Here is a 22,890-nt window from a genome sequence, read left to right on the forward strand (position 1 = left end):
GGGTTGACGGCGTTCGGGCCCCGCTCGGGCGCCGTTCAGACGTCGTCGAGGTCGGGCGGCAGGTTCGCCTCGGTGCCCGGCACGCCGAGCTCGACGGCGCGCTTGTCGGCCATGGCCAGCAGGCGGCGGATGCGTCCGGCGACCGCGTCCTTCGTCAGTGGCGGGTCGGCGTGGTGGCCGAGCTCGTCGAGGCTCGCGTCGCGATGCGCGAGGCGCAGGTCGCCGGCGTACTTCAAGTGCTCCGGGATCTCGTCGCCCAGGATCTCCATGGCGCGCTCGACCCGCGCGCAGGCCGCGACCGCGGCCTGCGCGGAGCGCCGGAGGTTCGCGTCGTCGAAGTTCACGAGCCGGTTCGCCGTCGCCCGGACCTCACGACGCTGGCGCAGCTCCTCCCAGTTGCGGACCGTCTCGTCGGCACCCATGACCGCGAGCATCGAGCTGATCGCCTCGCCGTCGCGGATGACGACGCGGTGCACGCCGCGGACCTCGCGCGCCTTCGCCGAGACGCCGAGACGGCCGGCGGCGCCGACGAGCGCCATCGCCGTCTCGCCCCCGGGGCAGGTCACCTCGAGGGCGGCGGACCGACCGGGGTCGGTGAGGCTCCCCCGCGCCAGGAACGCGCCGCGCCAGACGGCGGCGACCTCGTCGCGCGAGCCCGTCGTCAGCTTGTTCGGGAGGCCCCGCACCGGACGACGTCGCGCGTCGAGCAGCCCGGTCTGGCGCGCGAGCGTCTCGCCGCCGTCGAGCACGCGCACGAGGTACTGGTTGGTGCGGCGCAGGCCGGACGCCGAGATGACGGAGACGTCAGGCCGCACGCCGTACAGTTCCCCGAGGTCGCGGGTGACCCTGCGCGCGATCGATGGCGCGTCGAGTTCGGCCTCGATGGCGATGCGCCCCGAGATGATGTGGAGTCCCCCGGCGAATCGGAGCACCGATGCGAGCTCCGCGGCGCGGACCGAGGTCCGGGTCACCTCGACCTTCGCCAGCTCCTCTTTCACCTCAGCGGTCAGGGCCACGTGGTCGTCCTCTCTGTGTTGCGTCGGCGCGGTGGGCGCCCGTTCATTCGCGCCCGAGGTCGCGGTGCTTGATGCTGACCGCGAGGCCGGGGATCGTTCTCAGTCGCGACGCGAGCTCGCGGACCAGGGCCACCGAGCGATGCTTGCCGCCGGTGCAGCCGAGCGCGATCGTCGCATGGCGCTTGTTCTCGCGCTGGTAGCCCTCGAGCACCGGTCGGAGCGCCTCGACGTACGCGTCGAGGAACTCGCGGGCCCCGGGCTGCCCGAGCACGTAGTCCGCGACCTCGGCGTCCTCGCCGGTGTGCGCGCGCAGCTCGGGCTCCCAGAACGGGTTCGGCAGGAACCGCGCATCGGCCACCATGTCGGCGTCGGGCGGCAGGCCGTACTTGAATCCGAAGCTCTGGACGATGACGCGGAGGCCCGCGCGGTCCTCCTCGGCGAAGGTCTCGGTGACGAGCGTGGCGAGCTGGTGGATGTTGAGGTCGGAGCTGTCGACGATGATGTCGCTCGATTCGCGCACCTCGGCGAGCCTCGCGCGCTCGGCGGTGATGCCGTCGAGCAGCGTGCCGTCGCCCTGCAGCGGGTGGGGTCGGCGCACGGACTCGAATCGGCGCACGAGCACCGCGTCGTTGGCGTCGAGGAAGACGACGCGGACGTCGACCTTGTCGCGCAGGGACTCGACCATCTCCTGCAGCTCCGAGAAGAACGTGCCGCCGCGGATGTCGACGACCGCCGCGATCCGCGGCAGCGATGCCCCCGCCCGTTGCGCCAGTTCGACGAGCGGCCTGAGCATCTGGGGCGGCAGGTTGTCGACGACGTACCAGCCGAGGTCCTCGAGCGCGTCGGCGACGGTGGAACGGCCTGCTCCCGACATCCCCGTGACGATGAGCATCTCCTGGCGATCGCCGTCGGTCATCTCGCTCGGCGCTCCCTTCCTGCGTTCCCCCGGTGGTCCAGCCTAGTCCGCGGCGGAGCGGCGCGTTCCCTCCAGGTGCGCTCGGATCGCCGCCGCGAGGCTCGGACCGATGCCGGGCACTTCCGCGATCGCGGACTCGTCGGCCTGACGGAGTCGGGCGACCGAACCGAAGTGCTTCAGCAGTGCCTTCACACGTGCGGGCCCGAGCCCCGGCACCTCGGAGAGGATCGTCGTGATGTCGCGCTTGCGGCGCTGGCGCTGGTGGGTGATCGCGAAGCGGTGGGCCTCGTCGCGGATGCGCTGGAACAGGAACAGCGCGTCGCTGTTCCGCGGGAGGATGACCGGGAAGTCCGACTCGGGGGTCCAGATCTCCTCGAGGCGCTTGGCGATCCCGCACAGGTAGATCCCCTCGACGCCGGATTCGCGGAGTGCGCGCTCCGCGGCCGTGACCTGCGGCTGACCGCCGTCGACCACGAGCAGGTTCGGGCGGTACGCGAACTTCGCGCGGCGCGTCGGCGTGACGACCTCGCCGTCGCCCGCGGGGTCGAGGGCTGTCTCGGCGACCCGCGCCACGGTGCCGCCCTCCGTGGGACCGGCGCCCGCGGCATCCGATTCGCCCCCGCCGTTCGCCGACGCGGTCAGGTAGGCGAGGCGCCGCGTGAGCACCTGGTGGATGGAGTCGGTGTCGTCGGTGGTGCTCGGGATCGTGAAGCGCCGGTACTCGTCCTTCCGCGGCAGGCCGTCCTCGAACACGACCATCGAGGCGACGACGTTCGTGCCGCTGAGGTGCGAGACGTCGAAGCACTCGATGCGCAGCGGTGCGTCGGCCATACCGAGCGCCTCCTGAATGTCTTCCAGCGCGCGCGATCGCGCGGTGAAGTCGGCGCTCCGCCGCGTCTTGTACAGCACGAGCGTCTGGCGCGCGTTCTGGGTCGCGGTCTCGAGCAGCGCCGCCTTGTCGCCCCGCCGGGCGGCTCTGAGGCGCACCTTCCGACCCCCGAGCGCCGCCAGCCAGCCCTCGAGCGCCTCGGCGTCGTCGGGCAGCGCCGGCACGACGACCTCTGCGGGGGGACGGATGTCGTCGCCGTACGCGTTCTGCACGACCGAATCGACGAGGTCGCCGAGGCTCATGTCGAGCTCGGTGTCGACGGTCCACGACCGCACGCCTCGGATGCGGCCGCCGCGGACCATGAACAGGTGCACCGCAGCGGCGAGCTCGTCGTGGTCGATGCCGAAGACGTCGACGTCGACGTGCTCGCGGAGCACGACCGCGCTCTTCTCGAAGAACGACTCGGCCGCCTGCAATTCGTCGCGCCGACGGGCGGCGGTCTCGTAGTCCTGCACGGCGGCCGCCGCGCGCATCTGCTGCGTCAGGTCGGTGATGATGCGGCGGTCCTGGTTCTGCATGAACGCCACGAAGCGGTCGACGTTCGCCCGGTGCTCGGCCATCGTGACCCGGCCCGAGCAGGGACCGAAGCATCGCCCGATCTGGCCGGCGAAGCAGGGCTTGCCGGTCTGCATCGCGCGCTTGTAGTCGGAGTCCTTGCAGGTGCGGATCGGGAAGAGCTTCAGCAACAGGTCGAGCGTCTCGTTCACCGCCCAGACCTTCGGGTACGGGCCGAAGTACTTCGCGCCGGGGATGCCGCGACGGCGCGTGACGATCGCGCGCGGCGCCTCGTCGCCCATGGTCACCGCGAGGTACGGGTACGACTTGTCGTCGCGGTACTTGACGTTGAACGGCGGATCGAACTCCTTGATCCACGTGTACTCGAGCTGGAGCGCCTCGATGTCGTTGCCGACGACGGTCCATTCGACCGAGGCCGCCGTCGTCACCATCCGACGCGTGCGCTCGTGGAGGGTGTGGAGCGGTGCGAAGTAGTTCGACAACCGGGCGCGCAGGTTCATGGCCTTGCCGACGTAGAGCACGCGCCGGTCGGCGTCGCGGAACCGGTAGACGCCGGGGTTCGTCGGGATCTCGCCCGGACGCGGACGGTACGGGACGGTGCTCGCCATGCTCAGCTGGCGGCGACCGCCGGGCCGGCGGCGGCCTCGAAGATCTCGCGCAGGAAGTACCCGGTGTGGCTCTCGTGGACCTCGGCGACCTGCTCGGGCGTGCCCGTCGCGACGACCTGCCCGCCGCCGGAGCCGCCCTCGGGCCCGAGGTCGATGATCCAGTCGGCCGACTTGATGACATCGAGGCTGTGCTCGATGACGATCACCGTGTTGCCCTTCTCGACGAGCTTGCCGAGGACCTTCAGCAGCTTGCGCACGTCTTCGAAGTGCAGGCCCGTCGTCGGCTCGTCGAGCACGTAGACGCTGCGGCCGTTCGACCGACGCTGCAGCTCGGTGGCGAGCTTGACGCGCTGCGCCTCGCCGCCGGAGAGCGTGGTCGCGCTCTGGCCGAGCTGCACGTACCCGAGGCCGACGTCGACGAGGGTCTTGAGGTAGCGGTGGATCGCGGAGATCGGCTCGAAGAACTCGGCCGCCTCGCTGATCGGCATCTCGAGCACCTCGGCGATGTTCTTGCCCTTGTAGTGCACCTGCAGGGTCTCGCGGTTGTAGCGCTGGCCGCCGCACACCTCGCACGCGACGTACACGTCGGGGAGGAAGTTCATCTCGATCTTGATCGTGCCGTCGCCCGAGCACGCCTCGCAGCGACCGCCCTTGACGTTGAAGCTGAACCGCCCCGGCAGGTAGCCGCGTGCCTTCGCCTCGGCCGTCTCGGAGAACAGCGTGCGGATGCGATCGAAGACGCCGGTGTAGGTCGCCGGGTTCGATCGCGGCGTCCGCCCGATCGGCGCCTGGTCGACGTGCACCACCTTGTCGAGGTGCTCGAGACCGCTCACGCGGCGGTGCTTGCCGGGCACCTTGCGCGCCCCGTTCAGGCGGTTGGCGAGCACGCGGTACAGGATGTCGTTCACGAGGGACGACTTGCCCGACCCGCTCACGCCCGTGACGGCGGTGAAGGTCCCGAGCGGGAACTCGACGTCGACGCCGCGCAGGTTGTTGGCCTGCGCACCCTCGACGCGGATGACCCGCGACGGGTCGACGGCGCGACGCGTCGGCGGGATCGCGATCTCCTTGCGACCGGCGAGGTAGTCGCCCGTCAGCGATCGGGTGTTCTTCATGAGGTCGGCGTAGCTGCCGCTGTGCACGACCGTGCCGCCGTGCACGCCGGCGCCCGGGCCGATGTCGACGATCCAGTCGGCCGTTCGGATGGTGTCCTCGTCGTGCTCGACCACGATGAGGGTGTTGCCGAGGTCGCGCAGGGCCACGAGCGTGTCGATGAGGCGACGGTTGTCGCGTTGGTGGAGGCCGATGCTGGGCTCGTCGAGCACGTAGAGCACGCCGGTCAGGCCCGAGCCGATCTGGGTCGCGAGCCGGATGCGCTGCGCCTCGCCGCCCGAGAGCGTGCCGGCGGCACGCGCCAGGTCGAGGTAGCTGAGGCCGACGCGGATGAGGAAGTCGAGTCGGAGCTTGATCTCGCGGAGCACCTGGGCCGCGATCGCCTGCTCGCGGTCGGTCAGCTCGAGGCGGTCCATGAACGCCCTCGCATCGTGCAGGCTGAGCCGGCACACGTCGGCGATCGACGCGTCGTGGATCAGCACCGAGAGCACCTCGGGCTTCAGCCGGTCGCCGCGGCAGACCGGGCAGGGGATCTCGCGGAGGTACTCGGCCCAGCGCGCGCGCTGCACGTCGGTCTCGGCCTGGAGGTACTGCCGCTCGATGTAGGGCACGACGCCCTCGAAGCCGGAGGTGTAGCTCATCTCGCGCCCGTACCGGTTGCGCCAGCGCACGCGCACCTCGAAGTTGTCACCCCGCAGCACCGCGTGACGGGCGTCCGCGTCGAGTTCCTCCCACGGGGTGTCGAGCGAGAACCCGAGGTCGCGGGCCAGCCCGTCGAGGAGCTTCTCGTAGTAGTTGTAGAGGCTCTTGCCCTGCGAGGTCCACGGGAGGATGACGCCCTCCGCGATGCTCATCGCAGGGTCGCCGAGCAGCAGCTCCTCGTCGACCGACATGCGGGTGCCGAGCCCCGAGCACTCGGGGCACGCGCCGAAGGGGGCGTTGAACGAGAACGTGCGCGGCTCGATCTCGGTGAGCGCGATCGGGTGCTGGTTCGGGCAGCTGAGCTTCTCGGAGAAGGTCTGCCACGCGGCCTCCCCCTCGCGGTCGACGTAGTTGACCTGCACGAGGCCGTCGGTGAGTCGCAGCGCGGTCTCGAGCGAGTCGGTGAGCCGCCCGAGGATGTCGTCGGAGGCGACGAGCCGGTCGATGACGACCGAGATGTCGTGCTTGACCTGCTTCTTCAGCTTGGGCGCCTCGTCGAGGCGGATGAGCTCGCCGTCGACGACCGCGCGGGAGTAGCCCTGCCCGGACAGCTCTCGGAAGAGGTCGACGAACTCGCCCTTCTTCTGCGAGACGACGGGGCTCAGCACCTGGAAGCGCGTGCCCGCCTCGAGCTCCATGAGCCGGTCGGCGATCTGCTGCACCGTCTGCCGCTGGATCCGCTCCCCGCAGACCGGGCAGTGCGGCACGCCGATGCGCGCCCAGAGCAGCCGCATGTAGTCGTAGATCTCGGTGATCGTGCCGACCGTCGACCTCGGGTTGCGGTTGGTGGACTTCTGGTCGATCGACACCGCAGGACTGAGCCCCTCGATGAAGTCGACGTCGGGCCGATCGACCTGACCGAGGAACTGCCTCGCGTATGCGGAGAGCGACTCGACGTACCGGCGCTGGCCCTCGGCGAAGATCGTGTCGAACGCGAGCGACGACTTGCCCGACCCCGACAGGCCGGTGAACACCACCATCGCATCGCGAGGGATCTCGACGTCGACGTCACGCAGGTTGTGGACGCGTGCCCCGCGGACACTCAGGCGCGAATGGGCATCGAGACGTGAAACTGGCACCCTACGAGTCTACGAACGGCCTCCGACACTCTCGCCGTGAGCGCACCTGCTGAGAGCGAACACACGTTCGAAGTCCGCCCGGATGTCGCGCGATCGCGCCCGTGCGTTCAGCCGAGGTGCCCCGCCTTCTCCATCTGGCGCAGCTCACGCTTCAGCTCCGAGACCTCGTCGCGCAGCCGCGCCGCGAGCTCGAACTTCAGCTCGCCCGCGGCCTCGAGCATCTGGTCGTTGAGGTCGCGGATGAGCTCCTCGAGGTCGTTCGCCCCCGCCGCGGCGATGCCGTCGCGCCGCATCGGGACCGGCGAGGTCTTCCGCCCATCGCGCCCGGCGAGGAGTGCGGCGGTGTCGGCCTCCTCGCGCGCGAGCACCTCGGTGATGTCGGCGATCCGCTTGCGAAGCGGGGTCGGGTCGATGCCGTTCACGCGGTTGTAGTCGACCTGCCTGTCGCGGCGCCGGTTCGTCTCGTCGATCGCGAGCTGCATCGACTCGGTCATCACGTCGGCGTACATGTGGACCTGGCCCGAGACGTTGCGGGCCGCTCGACCGATCGTCTGGATGAGCGAGGTCGAGGACCGCAGGAAGCCCTCCTTGTCGGCGTCGAGGATCGCCACGAGCGACACCTCGGGCAGGTCGAGACCCTCGCGGAGGAGGTTGATGCCCACCAGCACGTCGTAGACACCCGCCCGCAGCTCCGTCAGGAGCTCGACGCGCCGGAGCGTGTCGACGTCGGAGTGCAGGTACCGCACGCGCACGCCGGCCTCGGTCAGGAAGTCGGTGAGTTCCTCCGCCATCCGCTTGGTGAGCGTCGTGACGAGCACGCGCTCGTCGCGCTCGGCCCGGGCCCTGATCTCCTCGAGCAGGTCGTCGATCTGTCCCTTGCTGGGCTTCACGACGATCTCGGGGTCGACGAGCCCGGTCGGACGGATGATCTGCTCGACCACGCCGTCGGCGATGCCCATCTCGTACCTGCCCGGCGTCGCCGAGAGGTACACGGTCTGGCCGACCCGGTCCTTGAATTCGTCCCACTTCAGCGGCCGGTTGTCGAGGGCGCTCGGCAGGCGGAAGCCGTGCTCGACGAGCGTGCGCTTGCGCGACGCGTCGCCCTCGTACATCGCGCCGATCTGCGGCACGGTGACGTGCGACTCGTCGATCACGACGAGGAAGTCGTCGGGGAAGTAGTCGAGCAGGCAGTGCGGCGCCTCGCCCGGTGCACGGCCGTCGATGTGGCGCGAGTAGTTCTCGATGCCCGAGCAGAAGCCGATCTGCTCCATCATCTCGAGGTCGAAGGTCGTCCGCATGCGGAGCCGCTGCGCCTCGAGGAGCTTGCCCTCGCGCTCGAGCTCCTGCAGCCGCTCGTCGAGCTCGTCGCGGATCGTGCCGATCGCCCGCTGCATGACGTCGACGCTCGCTACGTAGTGCGACGCCGGGAACACCGGCACCGCGTCGAGCTTCGCGACGACCGTTCCGGTCAGCGGATGCAGGCTGTGCAGCGCCTCGATCTCGTCGCCGAACATCTCGATCCGGATCGCGTGCTCCTCGTACACCGGGATGATCTCGATCGTGTCGCCGCGGACGCGGAACGTGCCGCGCGAGAAGTCGACGTCGTTGCGCTGGTACTGCATCGACACGAACTTGCGGATGAGCCAGTCGCGGTCGACCCGCTGGCCGACCTGGAGCGGCATCATCGCGCTGAGGTACTCCTCGGGCGTGCCGAGGCCGTAGATGCACGAGACGGTCGAGACCACGACCACGTCGCGGCGACTGAGCAGCGAGTTCGTCGTCGAATGGCGGAGCCGCTCGACCTCGGCGTTGATCGACGAGTCCTTCTCGATGAAGGTGTCGGTCTGCGGCACGTACGCCTCGGGCTGATAGTAGTCGTAGTACGAGACGAAGTACTCCACCGCATTGTTCGGCATGAGTTCGCGGAACTCGTTCGCGAGCTGCGCCGCGAGCGTCTTGTTGTGCGCGAGCACGAGCGTCGGCCGCTGCACCTGCTCGATCAACCACGCCGTCGTGGCGGACTTGCCGGTGCCGGTCGCGCCGAGCAGCACCACGTCGGTCTCGCCCGCGTTGATGCGCGCCGCGAGGTCGGCGATCGCCTGGGGCTGGTCGCCGCTCGGCGCGTACTCGCTGACGACCTCGAACGGGCGCACGGAACGGGTCGACTGCATGGATTCGAGTCTAGGTCGGCCCACCGACACGCGGGCCGGGTACGCCGAGGGCGTACCCCCGACCGTCTCGACGCGACGCCCGCCCGTCGGCCCGCGGGCCGGGACCGATCAGGCGTGCTTGGCGCGCCTCGCCCGGTCGATGTCGACCCACAGCGCGTCGGCCTGGCTCATGGTGTGCGCGATCGTGCCGCCCGTGTCGATGACGACATCCGCCACCGCGCGTCGCTCCTCGTCGCTCACCTGCGCGTCGACGCGAGCCTCGGCCTGGATCGGATCGAGGCCGCGCTCCTCGACCAGTCGCTTGACCTGCGCCCGCTTCGGGGCGCTCGTGACGACGACGAGGTCGAACGGGTGGTCGACCTGCGCCTCGACGAGGAGCGGGACGTCGTACACGACGACGGCCTGCGGGTCCTCGGCCTCGGCCTTCGCGATGAGCTTGGCGGAGAGCTCGCGGACCGCCGGATGCACGATCGCGTTCAGTCTGGCTCGCGCGTCGTCGTCGTGGAACACGAGATCGCCGAGCCGCTGCCGGTCGAGGGTCCCGTCGGGCTTCCGGACCTCCTCGCCGAACGCGGCGACGATCTCCTCCAGGCAGGTCGTTCCCGGTTCGACGACGCGGCGGGCGAGCTGGTCGGCGTCGAGGTGGATGGCGCCGTGCTCCACGAGCCGACGCGCAACGGTGGATTTGCCCGACGCGATGCCGCCGGTGAGGCCGATCAGATACACACCACCACTCTATTGGTGTGCGACACTTCACCCGAAGGCGAGGCGACGGGAGACGCGGATGCTCGAGGTGCTGACCGCATCGGGCCTCGCGCTCGCGGCCGGACTCAACGCCTGGATCCCGCTCATCCTGCTCGGAGCGCTCGACCGCTGGACCGACCTCGTCGACCTGCCCTCCGGCTGGGAGTGGCTGTCGAACGAGTGGGTCCTCCTCATCCTGTTCGTCCTCCTCGTCGTCGAGGTCGTCGCCGACAAGATCCCGGGGCTCGATTCCGTGAACGATGCGATCCAGACGTTCGTCCGGCCGACGGCGGGCGGCCTCGCGTTCGGATCGGGCATCGGCGCGACGACCGTCGCCGTGCAGGATCCAGAGGCATTCTTCTCCTCGCCCGACTGGATCCCGGTCGCGGTCGGCGTCGTGCTCGCGTTGGGCGTCCACGTCGCCAAGGCTGCGGCACGGCCCGTCGTCAACGCGTCCACCGCGGGCGTCGGCGCACCGATCGCGAGCTCGATCGAGGACGTCGGGAGCGTCTCGCTGTCGATCGCCGCACTGCTCGCTCCCCTGCTCGTCATCATCGCGCTCGTCATCATGATCGCGCTCCTCGTCGTGCTCGCGCGGCGCCGGCGCGACCGGCGACGACGACGGGATGCCGCGGCATCCGGCCCCTGAACCGGGACGCGCCCCACGGCGCAGGCGTGCAGACGCCGGAAGGCCGGCCCCCGAGGGGACCGGCCTTCCGTGTGCCGTTCGCGCAGCGCGAGCCGCGCGTCGCGACTAGTTGCTCGAGAGCTTCTCGCGCAGCGCCGCCAGCGAGGCGTCGTCGGCGAGGGTGCCCGCGCCGGCCGACTCGCTGGAGTACGACGAGGTGCCCGACGAGAACGAGTCGTCCGAAGCCTGCGCCGCGAGCGAGGCCGCGACCTGCTTCTTGTGCGCTTCCCAGCGAGCCTGGGCTGCAGCGTACTCCTGCTCCCACTTCTCGCGCTGGGCTTCGAAGCCCTCGCGCCACTCGTTGGTCTCGGGGTCGAAGCCCTCGGGGTACTTGTAGTTGCCCTGCTCGTCGTACTCGGTGAGCATGCCGTAGAGCGCCGGGTCGAACTCGGTGCCCTCGGGGTCGACGCCCTCGTTGGCCTGCTTGAGCGAGAGCGAGATGCGGCGACGCTCGAGGTCGATGTCGATGACCTTGACGAAGACCTCCTCGCCCACCGAAACGACCTGCTCGGCCAGCTCGACGTGACGGCCCGACAGCTCCGAGATGTGCACGAGGCCCTCGATGCCGTCCGCGACGCGGACGAACGCACCGAACGGGACGAGCTTCGTGACCTTGCCCGGGGTGACCTGGCCGATCGCGTGCGTGCGCGCGAAGACCTGCCACGGGTCCTCCTGGGTCGCCTTGAGCGACAGCGAGACGCGCTCGCGGTCGAGCTCGACGGAGAGCACCTCGACGGTGACCTCCTGGCCGACCTCGACGACCTCGGACGCGTGCTCGATGTGCTTCCACGAGAGCTCCGAGACGTGGACGAGACCGTCGACGCCACCGAGGTCGACGAACGCACCGAAGTTGACGATCGACGAGATGACACCCTTGCGGATCTGGCCCGGGTGGAGGTTCTGCAGGAAGGTCGAGCGCGACTCCGACTGGGTCTGCTCGAGGAGGGCGCGACGCGACAGGACCACGTTGTTGCGGTTCTTGTCGAGCTCGAGGATCTTCGCCTCGATCTCCTGGCCGAGGTACGGCGTGAGGTCGCGGACGCGGCGCAGCTCGATGAGCGACGCGGGCAGGAAGCCGCGGAGGCCGATGTCGACGATGAGGCCGCCCTTGACGACCTCGATGACCGAGCCGGTGACGACGCCGTCGTTCTCCTTGATCTTCTCCACGTCGCCCCACGCGCGCTCGTACTGCGCGCGCTTCTTCGACAGGATCAGGCGGCCTTCCTTGTCCTCCTTCTGGAGGACGAGGGCCTCGACGGTGTCGCCGACCTCGACGACCTCGCTGGGGTCGACGTCGTGCTTGATGGAAAGTTCGCGCGAGGGGATGACACCCTCGGTCTTGTAGCCGACGTCGAGGAGGACCTCGTCGCGGTCGATCTTCACGACGGTGCCCTCGATGAGGTCGCCGTCGTTGAAGAACTTGAGCGTCTTCTCGACCGCGGCGAGGAAATCGTCAGCAGATCCGATGTCGTTGATCGCGACCTGCTTGGGCGCCTTGGTCGTTGCGGTTGTCATGTAGTGGATGCTCCGAATGGACAGTATCGGGCCCGACGCGGGAAGAGCGGTGTCTTTGGTTGGTCCGCGACGGGCAGGCGGACAGGATCGTCACACGAGTGACGCTCCATCCTAGCGGGACACGGCAGCGCCGGGCAACCCGGGCGTGTCGCGATGCGAGCCGCCGGCGCCGCACCCCCGGTCGCCCACGCCCCGTCGGCGCGCGATACCGATGGTCGGGCGGGTCCGCCTCACGCCGCCAGCGCACCCCGCAGCGTGTCGAGCCCGACCCCGCCGAGCGAGAGCGCCCGGCGGTGGAAGGCGCGGATGTCGAAGCGCTCCCCCTCGCGCCGGCGCACGTCGTCGCGCAGCTGCTCCCAGATCCGCTGCCCGACCTTGTACGACGGCGCCTGTCCGGGCCAGCCGAGGTAGCGGTGCACCTCGAAGCGCACGAACTCGGGCGGCATGTTCACGTTCCGGCCCATGAACTCGAACGCGTACTCCCCCGTCCAGGCGCCCTCACCGTCCGGACGCTGCTTGCCGAGGTGCACGCCGATGTCGAGCACGACGCGCGCCGCTCGCATCCGCTGCCCGTCGAGCATGCCGAGCCGGTCGGCCGGGTCGTCGAGGTATCCGAGGTCCTGCATGAGCCGCTCGGCGTAGAGCGCCCAGCCCTCGGCGTGCCCCGACGTGCCGGCGAGCTGGCGTCGCCAGGTGTTCAACTGCCGCCGGTTGACGACGGCCTGGCCGATCTGCAGGTGATGGCCCGGGACCCCCTCGTGGTACACCGTGGTCTTCTCGCGCCAGGTGTCGAACTCGGTGACGCCCTCGGGCACCGACCACCACATGCGCCCCGGGCGCGTGAAGTCGTCGCTCGGACCCGTGTAGTAGATGCCGCCCTCCTGGGTCGGCGCGATGCGGCACTCGAGCGTGCGGATCTCCTCGGGGATGTCGAACTGGGTCGCGCCGAGCTCTGCGACGGCACGGTCGCTCGTCTCCTGCATCCATCGCTGCAGCGCGTCGGTGCCGACGAGCTTGCGCGCCGGGTCGGACTCGAGGTGCGCGACCGCCTCCTCGACGCTCGCACCCGGGAGGATCTGGTCGGCGACGGCCTCCTGCTCGGCGACCATCCGGGCGAGTTCCTCGATGCCCCACTCGTACGTCTCGTCGAGGTCGATCACCGCGCCGAGGAAGTGACGGGACCGGAGCGCGTAGACCTCGCGGCCGACCGCGTCGGCCTCGCCCGCGCGCGGCGCGAGCTCGACCTCGAGGAACTCGGCGAGACGGCCGTAGGCTGATGCGGCGCCCGCGGCGCCCGCGTCGAGGTCGCGTCGCAGCGCCTCGCCGGCCACCGCGCCCGCGCCCCCGATGAAGGTGGGGAAGAACCCGTCGTGCCGCGCATGACGCCGTGCCTGCACCGCGACCTCGTGGACCTGTCGGACCGCCGGCACGATGCCGCGCTCCACTCCGAGGCGGAGCGTCTCGACGTATCCGTCGATCGCTCCGGCGACCGCACCCAGCCTCGTGGCGATCCGCGCCCAGTCCTCCTCGGCGGCGGTGGGCATCAGGTCGAAGACCTCGCGGATCTCCTGGGCGGGGCTCGCGATGACGTTGAGGTCGCGCAGGTGGAGCCCGGCGGCGTCCGCCCCGAGGTCGAGCCCGAGTTCGCCTCCGAGGTCGGCCACCGTGATCCGGTCCACGTCGTCGACCGGGTTCGCCGCCTCGAGCGCCGCTCGCGTCGCTCGGACGGCCGCGATGCGGGCCTCGTGGCCGTCGGGCGAGAAGTCCGGAAGCCGGTGGTCCTGGTCGGTGCGACCGATGTACGTGCCGACGGTCGGATTGAGCACGACGATCGTGTCGACCCACTCCTCGGCGATGCGGTCGACGTCCGTGGGAGCGCGGTCTTCGGTGGCCATGACGGCGAGCCTAGACGAGCGGATGCCGCGTCCGCGAAGTCGCGAGGAGGCCTCGGGTCCGAACCCGGCGAGGGGCGTCGGCGTCGGGCTCAGTGCGCCGCGTCCTCCCAGTCGCGCCCGCGCCCGACCTGCACGTCGAGGGGCACGAGGAGGTCGGTGGCATGCGCCATCCGGTCGTGCACGAGCGCCTCGAGCTCGTCGCCCTCGCCCGCGGCCACCTCGAAGATGAGCTCGTCGTGCACCTGCATGAGCATGCGCGAACGGAGGTCGCGCTCCTGCAGCTCGCGCTCGACGCCGATCATCGCGAACTTCATGATGTCGGCGGCTGAGCCCTGGATCGGTGCGTTGAGCGCGGCACGCTCGGCGTTCTCGCGCAGCACCCGGTTCGGGCTGTTCAGGTCGGGGAACGGACGGCGTCGGCCGAAGATCGTCTCGGTGTACCCGTCGAGCTTCGCCTGGGCGACGACCCCGCGCAGGTAGTCGCGGACGGCGCCGAATCGCTCGAAGTAGTCCTTCATCAGCTGCGTCGCCTCGGCGCGATCGATGCGCAGCTGCTTCGACAGGCCGAAGGCGCTGAGCCCATAGGCGAGCCCGTACGACATCGCCTTGACCTTCGTGCGCATGAGCGGCGTGACCTCGCCCGGGTCGACGTCGAAGATGCGTGCGCCCACGAATCGGTGGAGGTCCTCCCCGGAGTGGAAGGCCTCGATGAGCCCCGGATCCTCCGAGAGGTGCGCCATGATCCGCATCTCGATCTGCGAGTAGTCGGCCGTCAGCAGCTCGACGTAGTCGGCGCCGTGCGTGAACGCGGCGCGGATGCGCCGCCCCTCCTCGGTGCGGACCGGGATGTTCTGCAGGTTCGGGTCGGTCGAGGAGATGCGGCCCGTCGTGGTGCCGACCTGCACGTAGCTCGTGTGCACGCGGCCGTCGGACTGGATCGACTTGTCGAGCGTCTCGACGATCTGCCGGAGCTTGGTCGCATCGCGGTGCTCGAGGAGGAGGCCGAGGAACGGGTGCGGATTCGTCTCCTGCAGGTCGGCGAGCGCCCCCGCGTCGGTCGAGTAGCCCGTCTTGGTGGCGCGCGTCTTCGGCATGCCGAGTTGGTCGAACAGCACCTCCTGCAGCTGCTTCGGCGAACCGAGGTTCACCTCGCGCCCGATCTCGTCGTATGCCGACTGCGCCAGCGCCGCCGCCCGCTCCCCGAGCTGGCCGGAGAGTGCGGCGAGTTTCTCGTGCTCGACCGTGACGCCGCGGAGCTCCATCTCGGCGAGGACGCCGACGATCGGGATCTCGAGGTCGGCGAGGACCCGCCGCGACCCCTCGGAGAGTGCCGCGAGCACGTGCGGGGCGACGCGCAGCGAGTACCACGCGAACTCCGGTGCACCGGCCGTGCTGTCGGCGTCGGGCACGAGCTGCGACGGGTCGGCCATGGGAACGGTCTCGCCGAGATAGCGGGAGACGAGGTCGACGAGGTCCTTCTCCGCCAGGCTCGGGCGGACGAGCCATCCGGCGATGAGCGTATCGACGACGAGTCCGTCGAAGGGCAGGCCCGAGCGGCGCAGCGCCTTGAGCTGCGGCTTCGCATCGGTCATCACCTTCGGGGCATCGCTCGCGAGCCAGGCCTCGAACGGCGCGAGCTCGACCGTGCCGGCGGCCCAGTCGAGCCGCACGCTCTCGGTGGTGCTCGCGATGCCGGCGCCGATCACCCGGCCGTCGAGCACCTCGAGGCTGAGTCCGAGGCCGGCGGGCTCGGCCGCCGTCGCGCGGGCGAACCAGGCTGCGAGCTCGTCGCCGCGAAGTGCCTGCGGGACCGGGGCCACCGCGGCGGGCTCGGCCTCGGCGGACAGTGCGGCGGTGCCGTCGGCCGTCAGCCCGTTCGACTCGGCCGCCATCTTGGTGACGCGCTCGAGCAGGGTCTTGAACTCGAGCCGGTCGAACAGCTCGCGGACCGCGGCTTCGTCCATCGGCTGCGCCGCGAGATCGGGGAGCTCGACGTCGAGGTCGAGATCGCGCACGAGTCGGTTGAGTCGGCGGTTGCGCACCGCGTTCTCGCGCTCGCGGCGCAGGTTGTCGCCGACGACGCCCTTGATCTCGTCGATGTGCTCGAGGATGCCGTCGAGGCTGCCGTACAGGCCGAGCCACTTGACGGCCGTCTTCTCGCCGACCTTCGTGATGCCGGGCAGGTTGTCGCTCGTCTCGCCGACGAGCGCGGCGACGTCGGGGTACTGCTCGGGCCGGACGCCGTAGCGCTCGAGCACGGCGTCGGCGTCGTAGCGCTTCAGCTGCGACACGCCCTGCACGTTCGGGTAGAGCAGGGTGACGTCGTCGTCGACGAGCTGGATGGTGTCGCGATCGCCGGAGACGACGAGCACGTCGAACCCCTCGGCGGCACCGCGGGTGGCGAGCGTGGCGAGGATGTCGTCGGCCTCGAAGTCCTCCTTCTCGAGCACCGTGATCCGCATGGCGCGCAGCGCCTCCTTCAGGAGGCCGATCTGCCCCTTGAACTCGTGCGGCGTCTCGCTGCGGTTGGCCTTGTACTCGGTGTACTCACGAGTGCGGAAGGACTGGCGCGAGGTGTCGAAGGCGACCGCGAGGTGCGTCGGCTTCTCGTTGCGCAGCAGCATGAGCAGCATCGACAGGAAGCCGTGGATCGCGTTCGTGTGCTGACCGTCTCGGGTGCTGAAGCTGTCGACGGGGAGTGCGTAGAAGGCGCGGTAGGCCAGGGAGTGGCCGTCGACGACGAGCAGGGTGGGCTTCACGGGGGTGGGGTCGGGCACTTCACAAGACTACAAGCGGGCACCGACACCGCCCGCCCCACGCGGGGGCCCCTCAGGGTGCCGTCCCGCCTCGCGCCGCGTCGAGGAGGATCCGCCGCTCCGCCGCCGCGACGACCCGCCGGGTGCGGTCCGCGGCATCGGGATTGACCGAGATCGAGTCGATGCCGAACCGTACGAGGTGCTCCGCGAACGCCGGCTCGTTCGAGGGCGCCTGACCGCACAGCGACGACGTGATCCCCGACGTACGACACGCCGTGATGATGCGCTCGATCGCATCGAGCACCGCGGCGTCGGACTCGTCGAACAGCTCGGCGCAGATCTCCGAATCGCGGTCGACGCCGAGCACGAGCTGCGTGAGGTCGTTCGAGCCGATCGAGACGCCGTCGATGCCCATCGCCGCATACTCGGGGATGCGGTACACGACCGACGGCACCTCGGCCATGACCCAGCGCTTCAGCCCGCGCTGCCGGCCGAGCGGGCTCGCGTCGATGAGCTCGAGGCACGCCTCCAGCTCCCATCGCGTGCGCACGAACGGCAGCATGACGTGCAGGTTCGGCGTCTCCTCGCGCACCCGGGCGAGAAGCTCGAGCTCGAGTGCGAAGAGCTCGGGCTCCTGCACGTACCGGTACGCACCGCGGAACCCGATCATCGGGTTGTTCTCCTGCGGCTCGAAGCGGTCGCCGCCCTCGAGGCCGCGGAACTCGTTCGTGCGGAAGTCGATCGTGCGGTAGACGACCGGCCGTCGCCCGAACGCGCGCGTCACCGCGAGAAGGGACTCGGTCATCCGACGTACGAACTCGTCGCGCTCGCCGCGCGCGAGCATCTCGCGGGGGTGCAGTCCGCCGAGCGCGTCGGTGATCATGAACTCCGCGCGCAGCAGACCCACCCCGTCGACGTCGAGGGCGGCGACATCCGCTGCCCGTTCCGCGATCGCGAGGTTGACGTAGAGCTTCGTGGCGAGCGACTCGAGCCCGTCTCGGCCCGCGGAGGTCGGCGCGACCGGCGCGGTCGTGGCCGGCGGTGCGGATGGCGCGGCCGACGCCGGCCCCGCGGCATCCGCCCCCTCGACCACCTCGCCCTTCGCACCGTCGACCGTGACGAGCTCGCCGTCGCGCAGCACGGTCGTCGCCGTGCGCGCACCGACGACCGCGGGGACGCCGAGCTCCCGCGCGACGATCGCGGCATGGCAGGTCATGCCGCCGCCGTCCGTCACGACCGCGGCTGCGCGGCGCATGGTCGGGACCCAGTCGGGATTGGTCATGGGCGCGACGAGGATCTCCCCCGCCTGCAGCGCGGCTCCCTCGGCCGGGCTCTGCAGGATCCGGACGCGTCCGGTGACGTGCCCGGGTGCCGCGCCCAGGCCGCGCAGCAGCACCGTCCCGACGGGCGGGCCGCCCGCGCTGGAGCCCTCGTCCGCCGGACCGCCGCCGAGCGTGGTCACGGGCCGCGACTGCAGCATCCACAACCGTCCGCGGGAATACGCCCACTCGATGTCCTGGGGCTCGCCGTAGTGGTCCTCGACGCGCAGGCCGAGCGCGGCGACCTCGAGCACCTCGTCGTCGGTGAGCACGCGCGCGTCGGCCTCGGCGCCGCCGAGGTCCTCCCGGGCGACCGTTCCGTCGGCGGCGGGCACGAGCCGGTGCGTCTGGCGGCCGACCCGCACGGAGAGCAGGCGAGGACCCGGCTTCGCGAGGACGTACGTGTCGGGCTCGACCGCGCCCGAGACGACGACCTCGCCGAGCCCCAGCGCCGCCTCGACCACGAGCCGATCGCGGGCGCCCGTCGACGGATCGACCGTGAACATCACACCCGAGCGGTCGGACGCGACCTGCGTCTGCACGACCACGGCGAGCATCGGCTCCTCGTCCATGCGCTGGCTCGCGCGGTACGCGATGACCCGGTCGCCGTAGAGCGAGGCCCAGCAGTCGCGGATGTGATCGAGCACGGCCGCCTCGCCGATGACGTTGTTGTACGTCTCGTGCATGCCGGCGAAGGAGGTCCCCGCGGCATCCTCGGAGGTCGCCGACGAGCGCACGGCCACGGCGGCGCCTCCGAGGCGTCGGTACTCGCCGAGGACGGCGTCGCGCACGCGCTCGGGGAACGTCACCCCGCGCACCGCCTCGCGGAGCTCGGCCGCGGCGCGCGGGAGCGCCTCCGGGTCCTCCGACACCGCGGCCGCGGCCCGGAAGCCGTCCATCAGCCGCGAGCGGATCCCGGCATGCTCGATGGCCTCGAGGTACGCCTCCGCCGTGACCACGAAGCCCGGCGGGACCGGGAGCCCGGCCGAGGTCATCTCGCCGAGGTTCGCCCCCTTGCCGCCGACGGATGCCGCGTCGCCGAGGCGCACGTCCTCGAAGCGGGTGACCAGGGTGGACGTGACCTCGTGCAGCATGGTGCGCTCCGATTCGCTCGGCATCCGGGCCGGGCCGCCCCGGTACGCACACATCCTGCCCACGGGCCCGCTCGCCGGCCTAGGGCCGGAAGGCCCAGCGGGCTACTTCTTGGGCGCGAGCTGCTCGATGATCGCCTGCGAGACGTCCTTCATGGTCAGTCGGCGGTCCATCGAGGCCTTCTGGATCCAGCGGAACGCCTCGGGCTCGGTGAGGCCCATCTTCTCGTTCAGCAGGCCCTTCGCGCGATCGACCAGCTTGCGGGTCTCGAATCGCTCGACGAGGTCGCCGACCTCGGCCTCGAGCGCGATGATCTGCGCGTGGCGGGCCAGGGCGATCTCGATCGCGGGCAGCAGGTCGTTGGGGGTGAACGGCTTGACGACGTACGCCAGGGCGCCCGCCTCGCTCGCACGCTCGACGAGTTCCTTCTGGCTGAACGCGGTCAGGAGGACGACCGGGGCGATGTGGCCCTTCGAGAGTCGCTCCGCCGCCGAGATGCCGTCGAGTTGGGGCATCTTCACGTCCATGATGACCAGGTCGGGCCGCAGCTCGGTCGCGAGCTGGACCGCGGTCTCGCCGTCGCCGGCCTCGCCGACCACCTCGTAGCCGTTGTCGCGCAGGATCTCGACGATGTCGAGGCGGATGAGCGATTCGTCCTCCGCGACCACGACGCGACGCGGTGCCGGCTGGGTGTCTTCGGTGTCTGTCACGCTGGAAAGCCTACGGTATTCTGGCCGGGGCCCTGAGGCCGGTGTGGCGGAATGGCAGACGCGGAGCACTCAAAATGCTTTGCCCGAGAGGGCGTGTGGGTTCGACCCCCACCACCGGCACCACGCGATCGGATGCCGCGCCCGCCATGTTCCGGCGCACGGCGAACGGCCCGGCCGCTGCACGCGACCGGGCCGTTCGGGCGAACCGTGTCAGAGCACCTCACCGACGACGTGCACGCGCACGTCGTTGGTGGTGCCGGGGATGCCGGGGGGCGAGCCGGAGATGATGACGATCTTCTCGCCGGCCTCGGCCTTCCCGGTCTTGCCGAGGACCTCGTCGACCTGGCCGACCATCTGGTCGGTGTGGGTCACCGGCGCGACGACGAACGACTCGACGCCCCAGTTGAGGGCCATCCGGCGACGGATCTCGGGATACGGCGTGAACGCCAGGATCGGGATGGTGCTGCGCAGGCGCGACATCCGTCGCACCGACTCGCCTGTCTCGGTGAACACGCACAGGTACTTGGCCTCGACGAAGTCGGCCACCTCGACCGCGGCGAGCGTGATCGCCCCGGCCTGGGTGCGCGGCTTCGTGCCGAGCGGAGCGATCCGGTGCAGGCCGTGCTGCTCGGTCGACTCGATGATGCGGGCCATGGTCTTCACGGTCTGCACCGGGTACTCGCCGACGCTCGTCTCGCCCGAGAGCATGACCGCGTCCGCGCCGTCGAGGATGGCGTTCGCGACGTCCGAGGTCTCGGCGCGGGTCGGCACGGGCGCGTGGGTCATCGACTCGAGCATCTGCGTGGCCACGATGACCGGCTTGGCGAGGCGCCGGGCGATCTCGATCGCGCCCTTCTGCACGATCGGCACCGCCTCGAGCGGCAGCTCGACGCCCAGGTCGCCGCGGGCGACCATGATCGCGTCGAACGCCTCGATGATCCCCTCGAGGGCCTCCACGGCCTGCGGCTTCTCGATCTTGGCGATCACCGGCAGGCGGCGACCCTCTTCCGCCATGATCTGGTGCACGCGGTCGATGTCGCTCGCGTTGCGGACGAACGACAGCGCGATGAGGTCGGCGCCGAGCTTCAGCGCCCAGCGCAGGTCGGCCTCGTCCTTCTCGGACAGCGCCGGCACGTTCACGGCGACGCCGGGCAGGTTGATGCCCTTGTTGTTCGAGACCGGTCCGGCGACGACCACCTTCGTGGTCACGACCGTGCCGTCGGTGTCGAGGACCTCGACGCGCACCTTGCCGTCGTCGATGAGGAGGTGGTCTCCGGCCTCGACGTCGTGCGGCAGGCCCTTGAACGTGGTGCCGACGATCTCCTTCGTGCCGAGGATGTCCTCGGTCGTGATCTTGAAGATGTCGCCCTCGGCGAGCTCGTGCGGCCCGTCGGCGAACTTGCCGAGGCGGATCTTCGGCCCCTGGAGGTCCACGAGCACGGCCACCGCGCGACCGGAGTCGTTCGCCGCCTTCCGGACGTTCTGGTAGACCCCCTCGTGCACGTCGTAGCTGCCGTGGCTGAGGTTCATGCGCGCCACGTCGACGCCGGCATCGATGATCGCGCGGATCTGTTCGTAGCTCGATGTCGCCGGCCCGAGGGTGGCGACGATCTTCGCTCTTCTCATGTGGTGTGTGCTCCAGGGGTTACGCGCCGAAGCGCTGGATCGGGGTCTGCAGGCGCCGACGGCGCCGGTCACACGGCGAAGGCTCGCGCCGTCGCGGGAATGGGGCTGGGCAGCTGCGTCTCACCTTCAAGGTACCGGTCGACGGATGCCGCCGCAGCCCGCCCCTCGGCGATGGCCCAGACGATGAGCGACTGCCCGCGGCCGGCGTCGCCGGCGACGAACACGCCGGGCTCCTCGGTCGCGTAGTCGGCCTCGCGCGCGAAATTGCCGCGGTCCGTGGCTCGCAGGCCGAGCTGGTCGTTCGCCGCCTCGGTCTCCGGACCGGTGAACCCGAGCGCGAGGAGGACGAGGTCGGCGGGGATCTCGCGCTCCGTGCCGGCCTTCGGCACGCGACGTCCGTCGAGGTACTCGGTCTCGGCGACCCGGATGGCGCGCACCTCGCCGACCTCGTTGGCGAGGAACTCGACCGTGGAGGCGAGGTACTGGCGCTGGCCGCCCTCCTCGTGCGCGCTCTGCACCTCGAACACGTTCGGGTGCATCGGCCACGGCTGCTCGGCCGAGCGGGACGAGCTCGGCTGCTTGCCGATGGCGAGGTTCGTGACCGACAGCGCGCCCTGGCGGTGGGCGGTGCCGATGCAGTCCGCGCCGGTGTCGCCACCGCCGAGGACCACGACGTGCTTGCCCTCCGCGCTGATCTGGTCGAACACGTCGTCGCCCGCGACCACGCGGTTGGACTGCGTGAGGTACTCCATGGCGAAGTGCACGCCGGGCAGGTCGCGACCCGGGATCGGCAGGTCGCGGGGCACGAGCGCGCCCGTGGCGACCACGACGGCGTCGTAGCGCCGGCGGAGCTCGTCCCACGCGAGGTCGACGCCGATCTCGACGCCCGCCCGGAAGCGGGTGCCCTCGGCCGTCATCTGCGCGAGCCGCTGCTCGAGGTGCTTCTTCTCCATCTTGAAGTCGGGGATGCCGTAGCGGAGGAGTCCGCCGATGCGGTCGTCGCGCTCGTACACGGCGACGGTGTGCCCGGCACGGGTGAGCTGCTGGGCGGCCGCGAGGCCGGCCGGGCCGGAGCCCACGACCGCGACGGTCTTGCCGGTGAGGCGACCGGGCGGCTGCGGCTGCACCCATCCGCTGCCGAACGCCTGGTCGATGATCGAGACCTCGACCTGCTTGATCGTCACGGCCGGCTGGTTGATGCCGAGGACGCACGCCGACTCGCACGGGGCGGGGCAGAGCCGGCCCGTGAACTCCGGGAAGTTGTTCGTCGCGTGCAGTCGCTCGATCGCGGCGCGGCCCTCGCCGCGCCACATCAGGTCGTTCCACTCGGGGATCAGGTTGCCGAGGGGGCAGCCCTGATGGCAGAACGGGATGCCGCAGTCCATGCATCGACCGGCCTGGCGTCGGAGCTGGGCGGAGTCGCCCTGCTCGTAGACCTCTTTCCAGTCCATGATGCGCACCGGGACGGGGCGACGCTTCGGAAGCTCCCGCTCGGTGACCTTCAGAAAGCCCTTCGGGTCAGCCACCCGTCACCT

Annotated in this window: 14 protein-coding genes and 1 tRNA gene; 2 read left to right on the plus strand and 13 right to left on the minus strand. The window is 70.5% G+C overall.

Features of this window, described 5'->3' with window-relative positions; genetic code table 11:
• Positions 1 to 35: 35 nt before the first annotated feature.
• The 6 genes from whiA to coaE all read right to left on the minus strand — a co-directional run bounded on the left by whiA (position 36) and on the right by coaE (position 9,736).
• Positions 36 to 1,016: a DNA-binding protein WhiA gene (whiA, locus tag GJ743_RS11625; protein ID WP_328289102.1), complete on the minus strand. Its 981-nt coding sequence runs from the start codon at positions 1,014 to 1,016 to the stop codon at positions 36 to 38.
• 43 nt (positions 1,017 to 1,059) lie between these two features.
• Positions 1,060 to 1,932 (minus strand): RNase adapter RapZ, encoded by an 873-nt coding sequence (rapZ, locus tag GJ743_RS11630; protein WP_155052095.1) that lies wholly within the window; start codon positions 1,930 to 1,932, stop codon positions 1,060 to 1,062.
• A 42-nt stretch (positions 1,933 to 1,974) separates the two neighbouring features.
• Positions 1,975 to 3,945 (minus strand): excinuclease ABC subunit UvrC, encoded by a 1,971-nt coding sequence (gene uvrC / locus GJ743_RS11635; protein ID WP_155052096.1) that lies wholly within the window; start codon positions 3,943 to 3,945, stop codon positions 1,975 to 1,977.
• 2 nt (positions 3,946 to 3,947) lie between these two features.
• Positions 3,948 to 6,839 carry an excinuclease ABC subunit UvrA gene (gene uvrA, locus GJ743_RS11640; RefSeq protein WP_328289103.1) on the minus strand — a complete coding sequence of 964 codons (2,892 nt, stop codon included), beginning with the start codon at positions 6,837 to 6,839 and terminating at the stop codon, positions 3,948 to 3,950.
• Positions 6,840 to 6,946: 107 nt separating this feature from the next.
• Positions 6,947 to 9,010: an excinuclease ABC subunit UvrB gene (uvrB, locus tag GJ743_RS11645; protein ID WP_155052097.1), complete on the minus strand. Its 2,064-nt coding sequence runs from the start codon at positions 9,008 to 9,010 to the stop codon at positions 6,947 to 6,949.
• Between the two features lie 108 nt (positions 9,011 to 9,118).
• On the minus strand, positions 9,119 to 9,736 hold the full coding sequence (coaE, locus tag GJ743_RS11650; protein WP_328289104.1) for a dephospho-CoA kinase: 618 nt from the start codon (positions 9,734 to 9,736) through the stop codon (positions 9,119 to 9,121).
• A gap of 58 nt (positions 9,737 to 9,794) precedes the next feature.
• Here coaE and GJ743_RS11655 point away from each other — a divergent pair, with 58 nt between their 5' ends.
• Positions 9,795 to 10,403 (plus strand): DUF4126 domain-containing protein, encoded by a 609-nt coding sequence (locus GJ743_RS11655; RefSeq protein WP_155052098.1) that lies wholly within the window; start codon positions 9,795 to 9,797, stop codon positions 10,401 to 10,403.
• Positions 10,404 to 10,508: 105 nt separating this feature from the next.
• On the opposite strand, the gene rpsA is transcribed toward GJ743_RS11655, so the two are convergent.
• The 5 genes from rpsA to GJ743_RS11680 form a co-directional block, all read right to left on the minus strand.
• Positions 10,509 to 11,957, minus strand: coding sequence for a 30S ribosomal protein S1 (rpsA, locus tag GJ743_RS11660; RefSeq protein WP_155052099.1), 1,449 nt, complete (start codon positions 11,955 to 11,957; stop codon positions 10,509 to 10,511).
• 230 nt (positions 11,958 to 12,187) lie between these two features.
• Positions 12,188 to 13,852, minus strand: coding sequence for a DUF885 domain-containing protein (locus GJ743_RS11665; protein WP_155052100.1), 1,665 nt, complete (start codon positions 13,850 to 13,852; stop codon positions 12,188 to 12,190).
• An 89-nt stretch (positions 13,853 to 13,941) separates the two neighbouring features.
• Complete coding sequence (gene polA, locus GJ743_RS11670; RefSeq protein ID WP_328289105.1) at positions 13,942 to 16,629, minus strand: DNA polymerase I; 2,688 nt, start codon at positions 16,627 to 16,629, stop codon at positions 13,942 to 13,944.
• Positions 16,630 to 16,681: 52 nt separating this feature from the next.
• Positions 16,682 to 19,021, minus strand: coding sequence for a phosphoenolpyruvate synthase (gene ppsA / locus GJ743_RS11675; protein ID WP_196216987.1), 2,340 nt, complete (start codon positions 19,019 to 19,021; stop codon positions 16,682 to 16,684).
• A 102-nt stretch (positions 19,022 to 19,123) separates the two neighbouring features.
• Positions 19,124 to 19,729, minus strand: a complete 606-nt coding sequence (locus GJ743_RS11680) for an ANTAR domain-containing response regulator (protein WP_129233325.1) — start codon at positions 19,727 to 19,729, stop codon at positions 19,124 to 19,126.
• A gap of 37 nt (positions 19,730 to 19,766) precedes the next feature.
• On the opposite strand from GJ743_RS11680, the gene GJ743_RS11685 reads away from it, so the two are divergent.
• Positions 19,767 to 19,852: transfer RNA gene (locus GJ743_RS11685), tRNA-Leu, on the plus strand.
• 87 nt (positions 19,853 to 19,939) lie between these two features.
• Here the strand turns inward: GJ743_RS11685 and pyk are convergent.
• On the minus strand, positions 19,940 to 21,355 hold the full coding sequence (pyk, locus tag GJ743_RS11690; protein ID WP_155052102.1) for a pyruvate kinase: 1,416 nt from the start codon (positions 21,353 to 21,355) through the stop codon (positions 19,940 to 19,942).
• Between the two features lie 68 nt (positions 21,356 to 21,423).
• Positions 21,424 to 22,881: a glutamate synthase subunit beta gene (locus tag GJ743_RS11695; protein ID WP_328289106.1), complete on the minus strand. Its 1,458-nt coding sequence runs from the start codon at positions 22,879 to 22,881 to the stop codon at positions 21,424 to 21,426.
• Positions 22,882 to 22,890: the final 9 nt, after the last annotated feature.

Origin of the sequence: Agromyces bracchium (genome assembly GCF_009709675.1) — a bacterium.
In the GTDB taxonomy this organism is placed as follows: domain Bacteria; phylum Actinomycetota; class Actinomycetes; order Actinomycetales; family Microbacteriaceae; genus Agromyces; species Agromyces bracchium.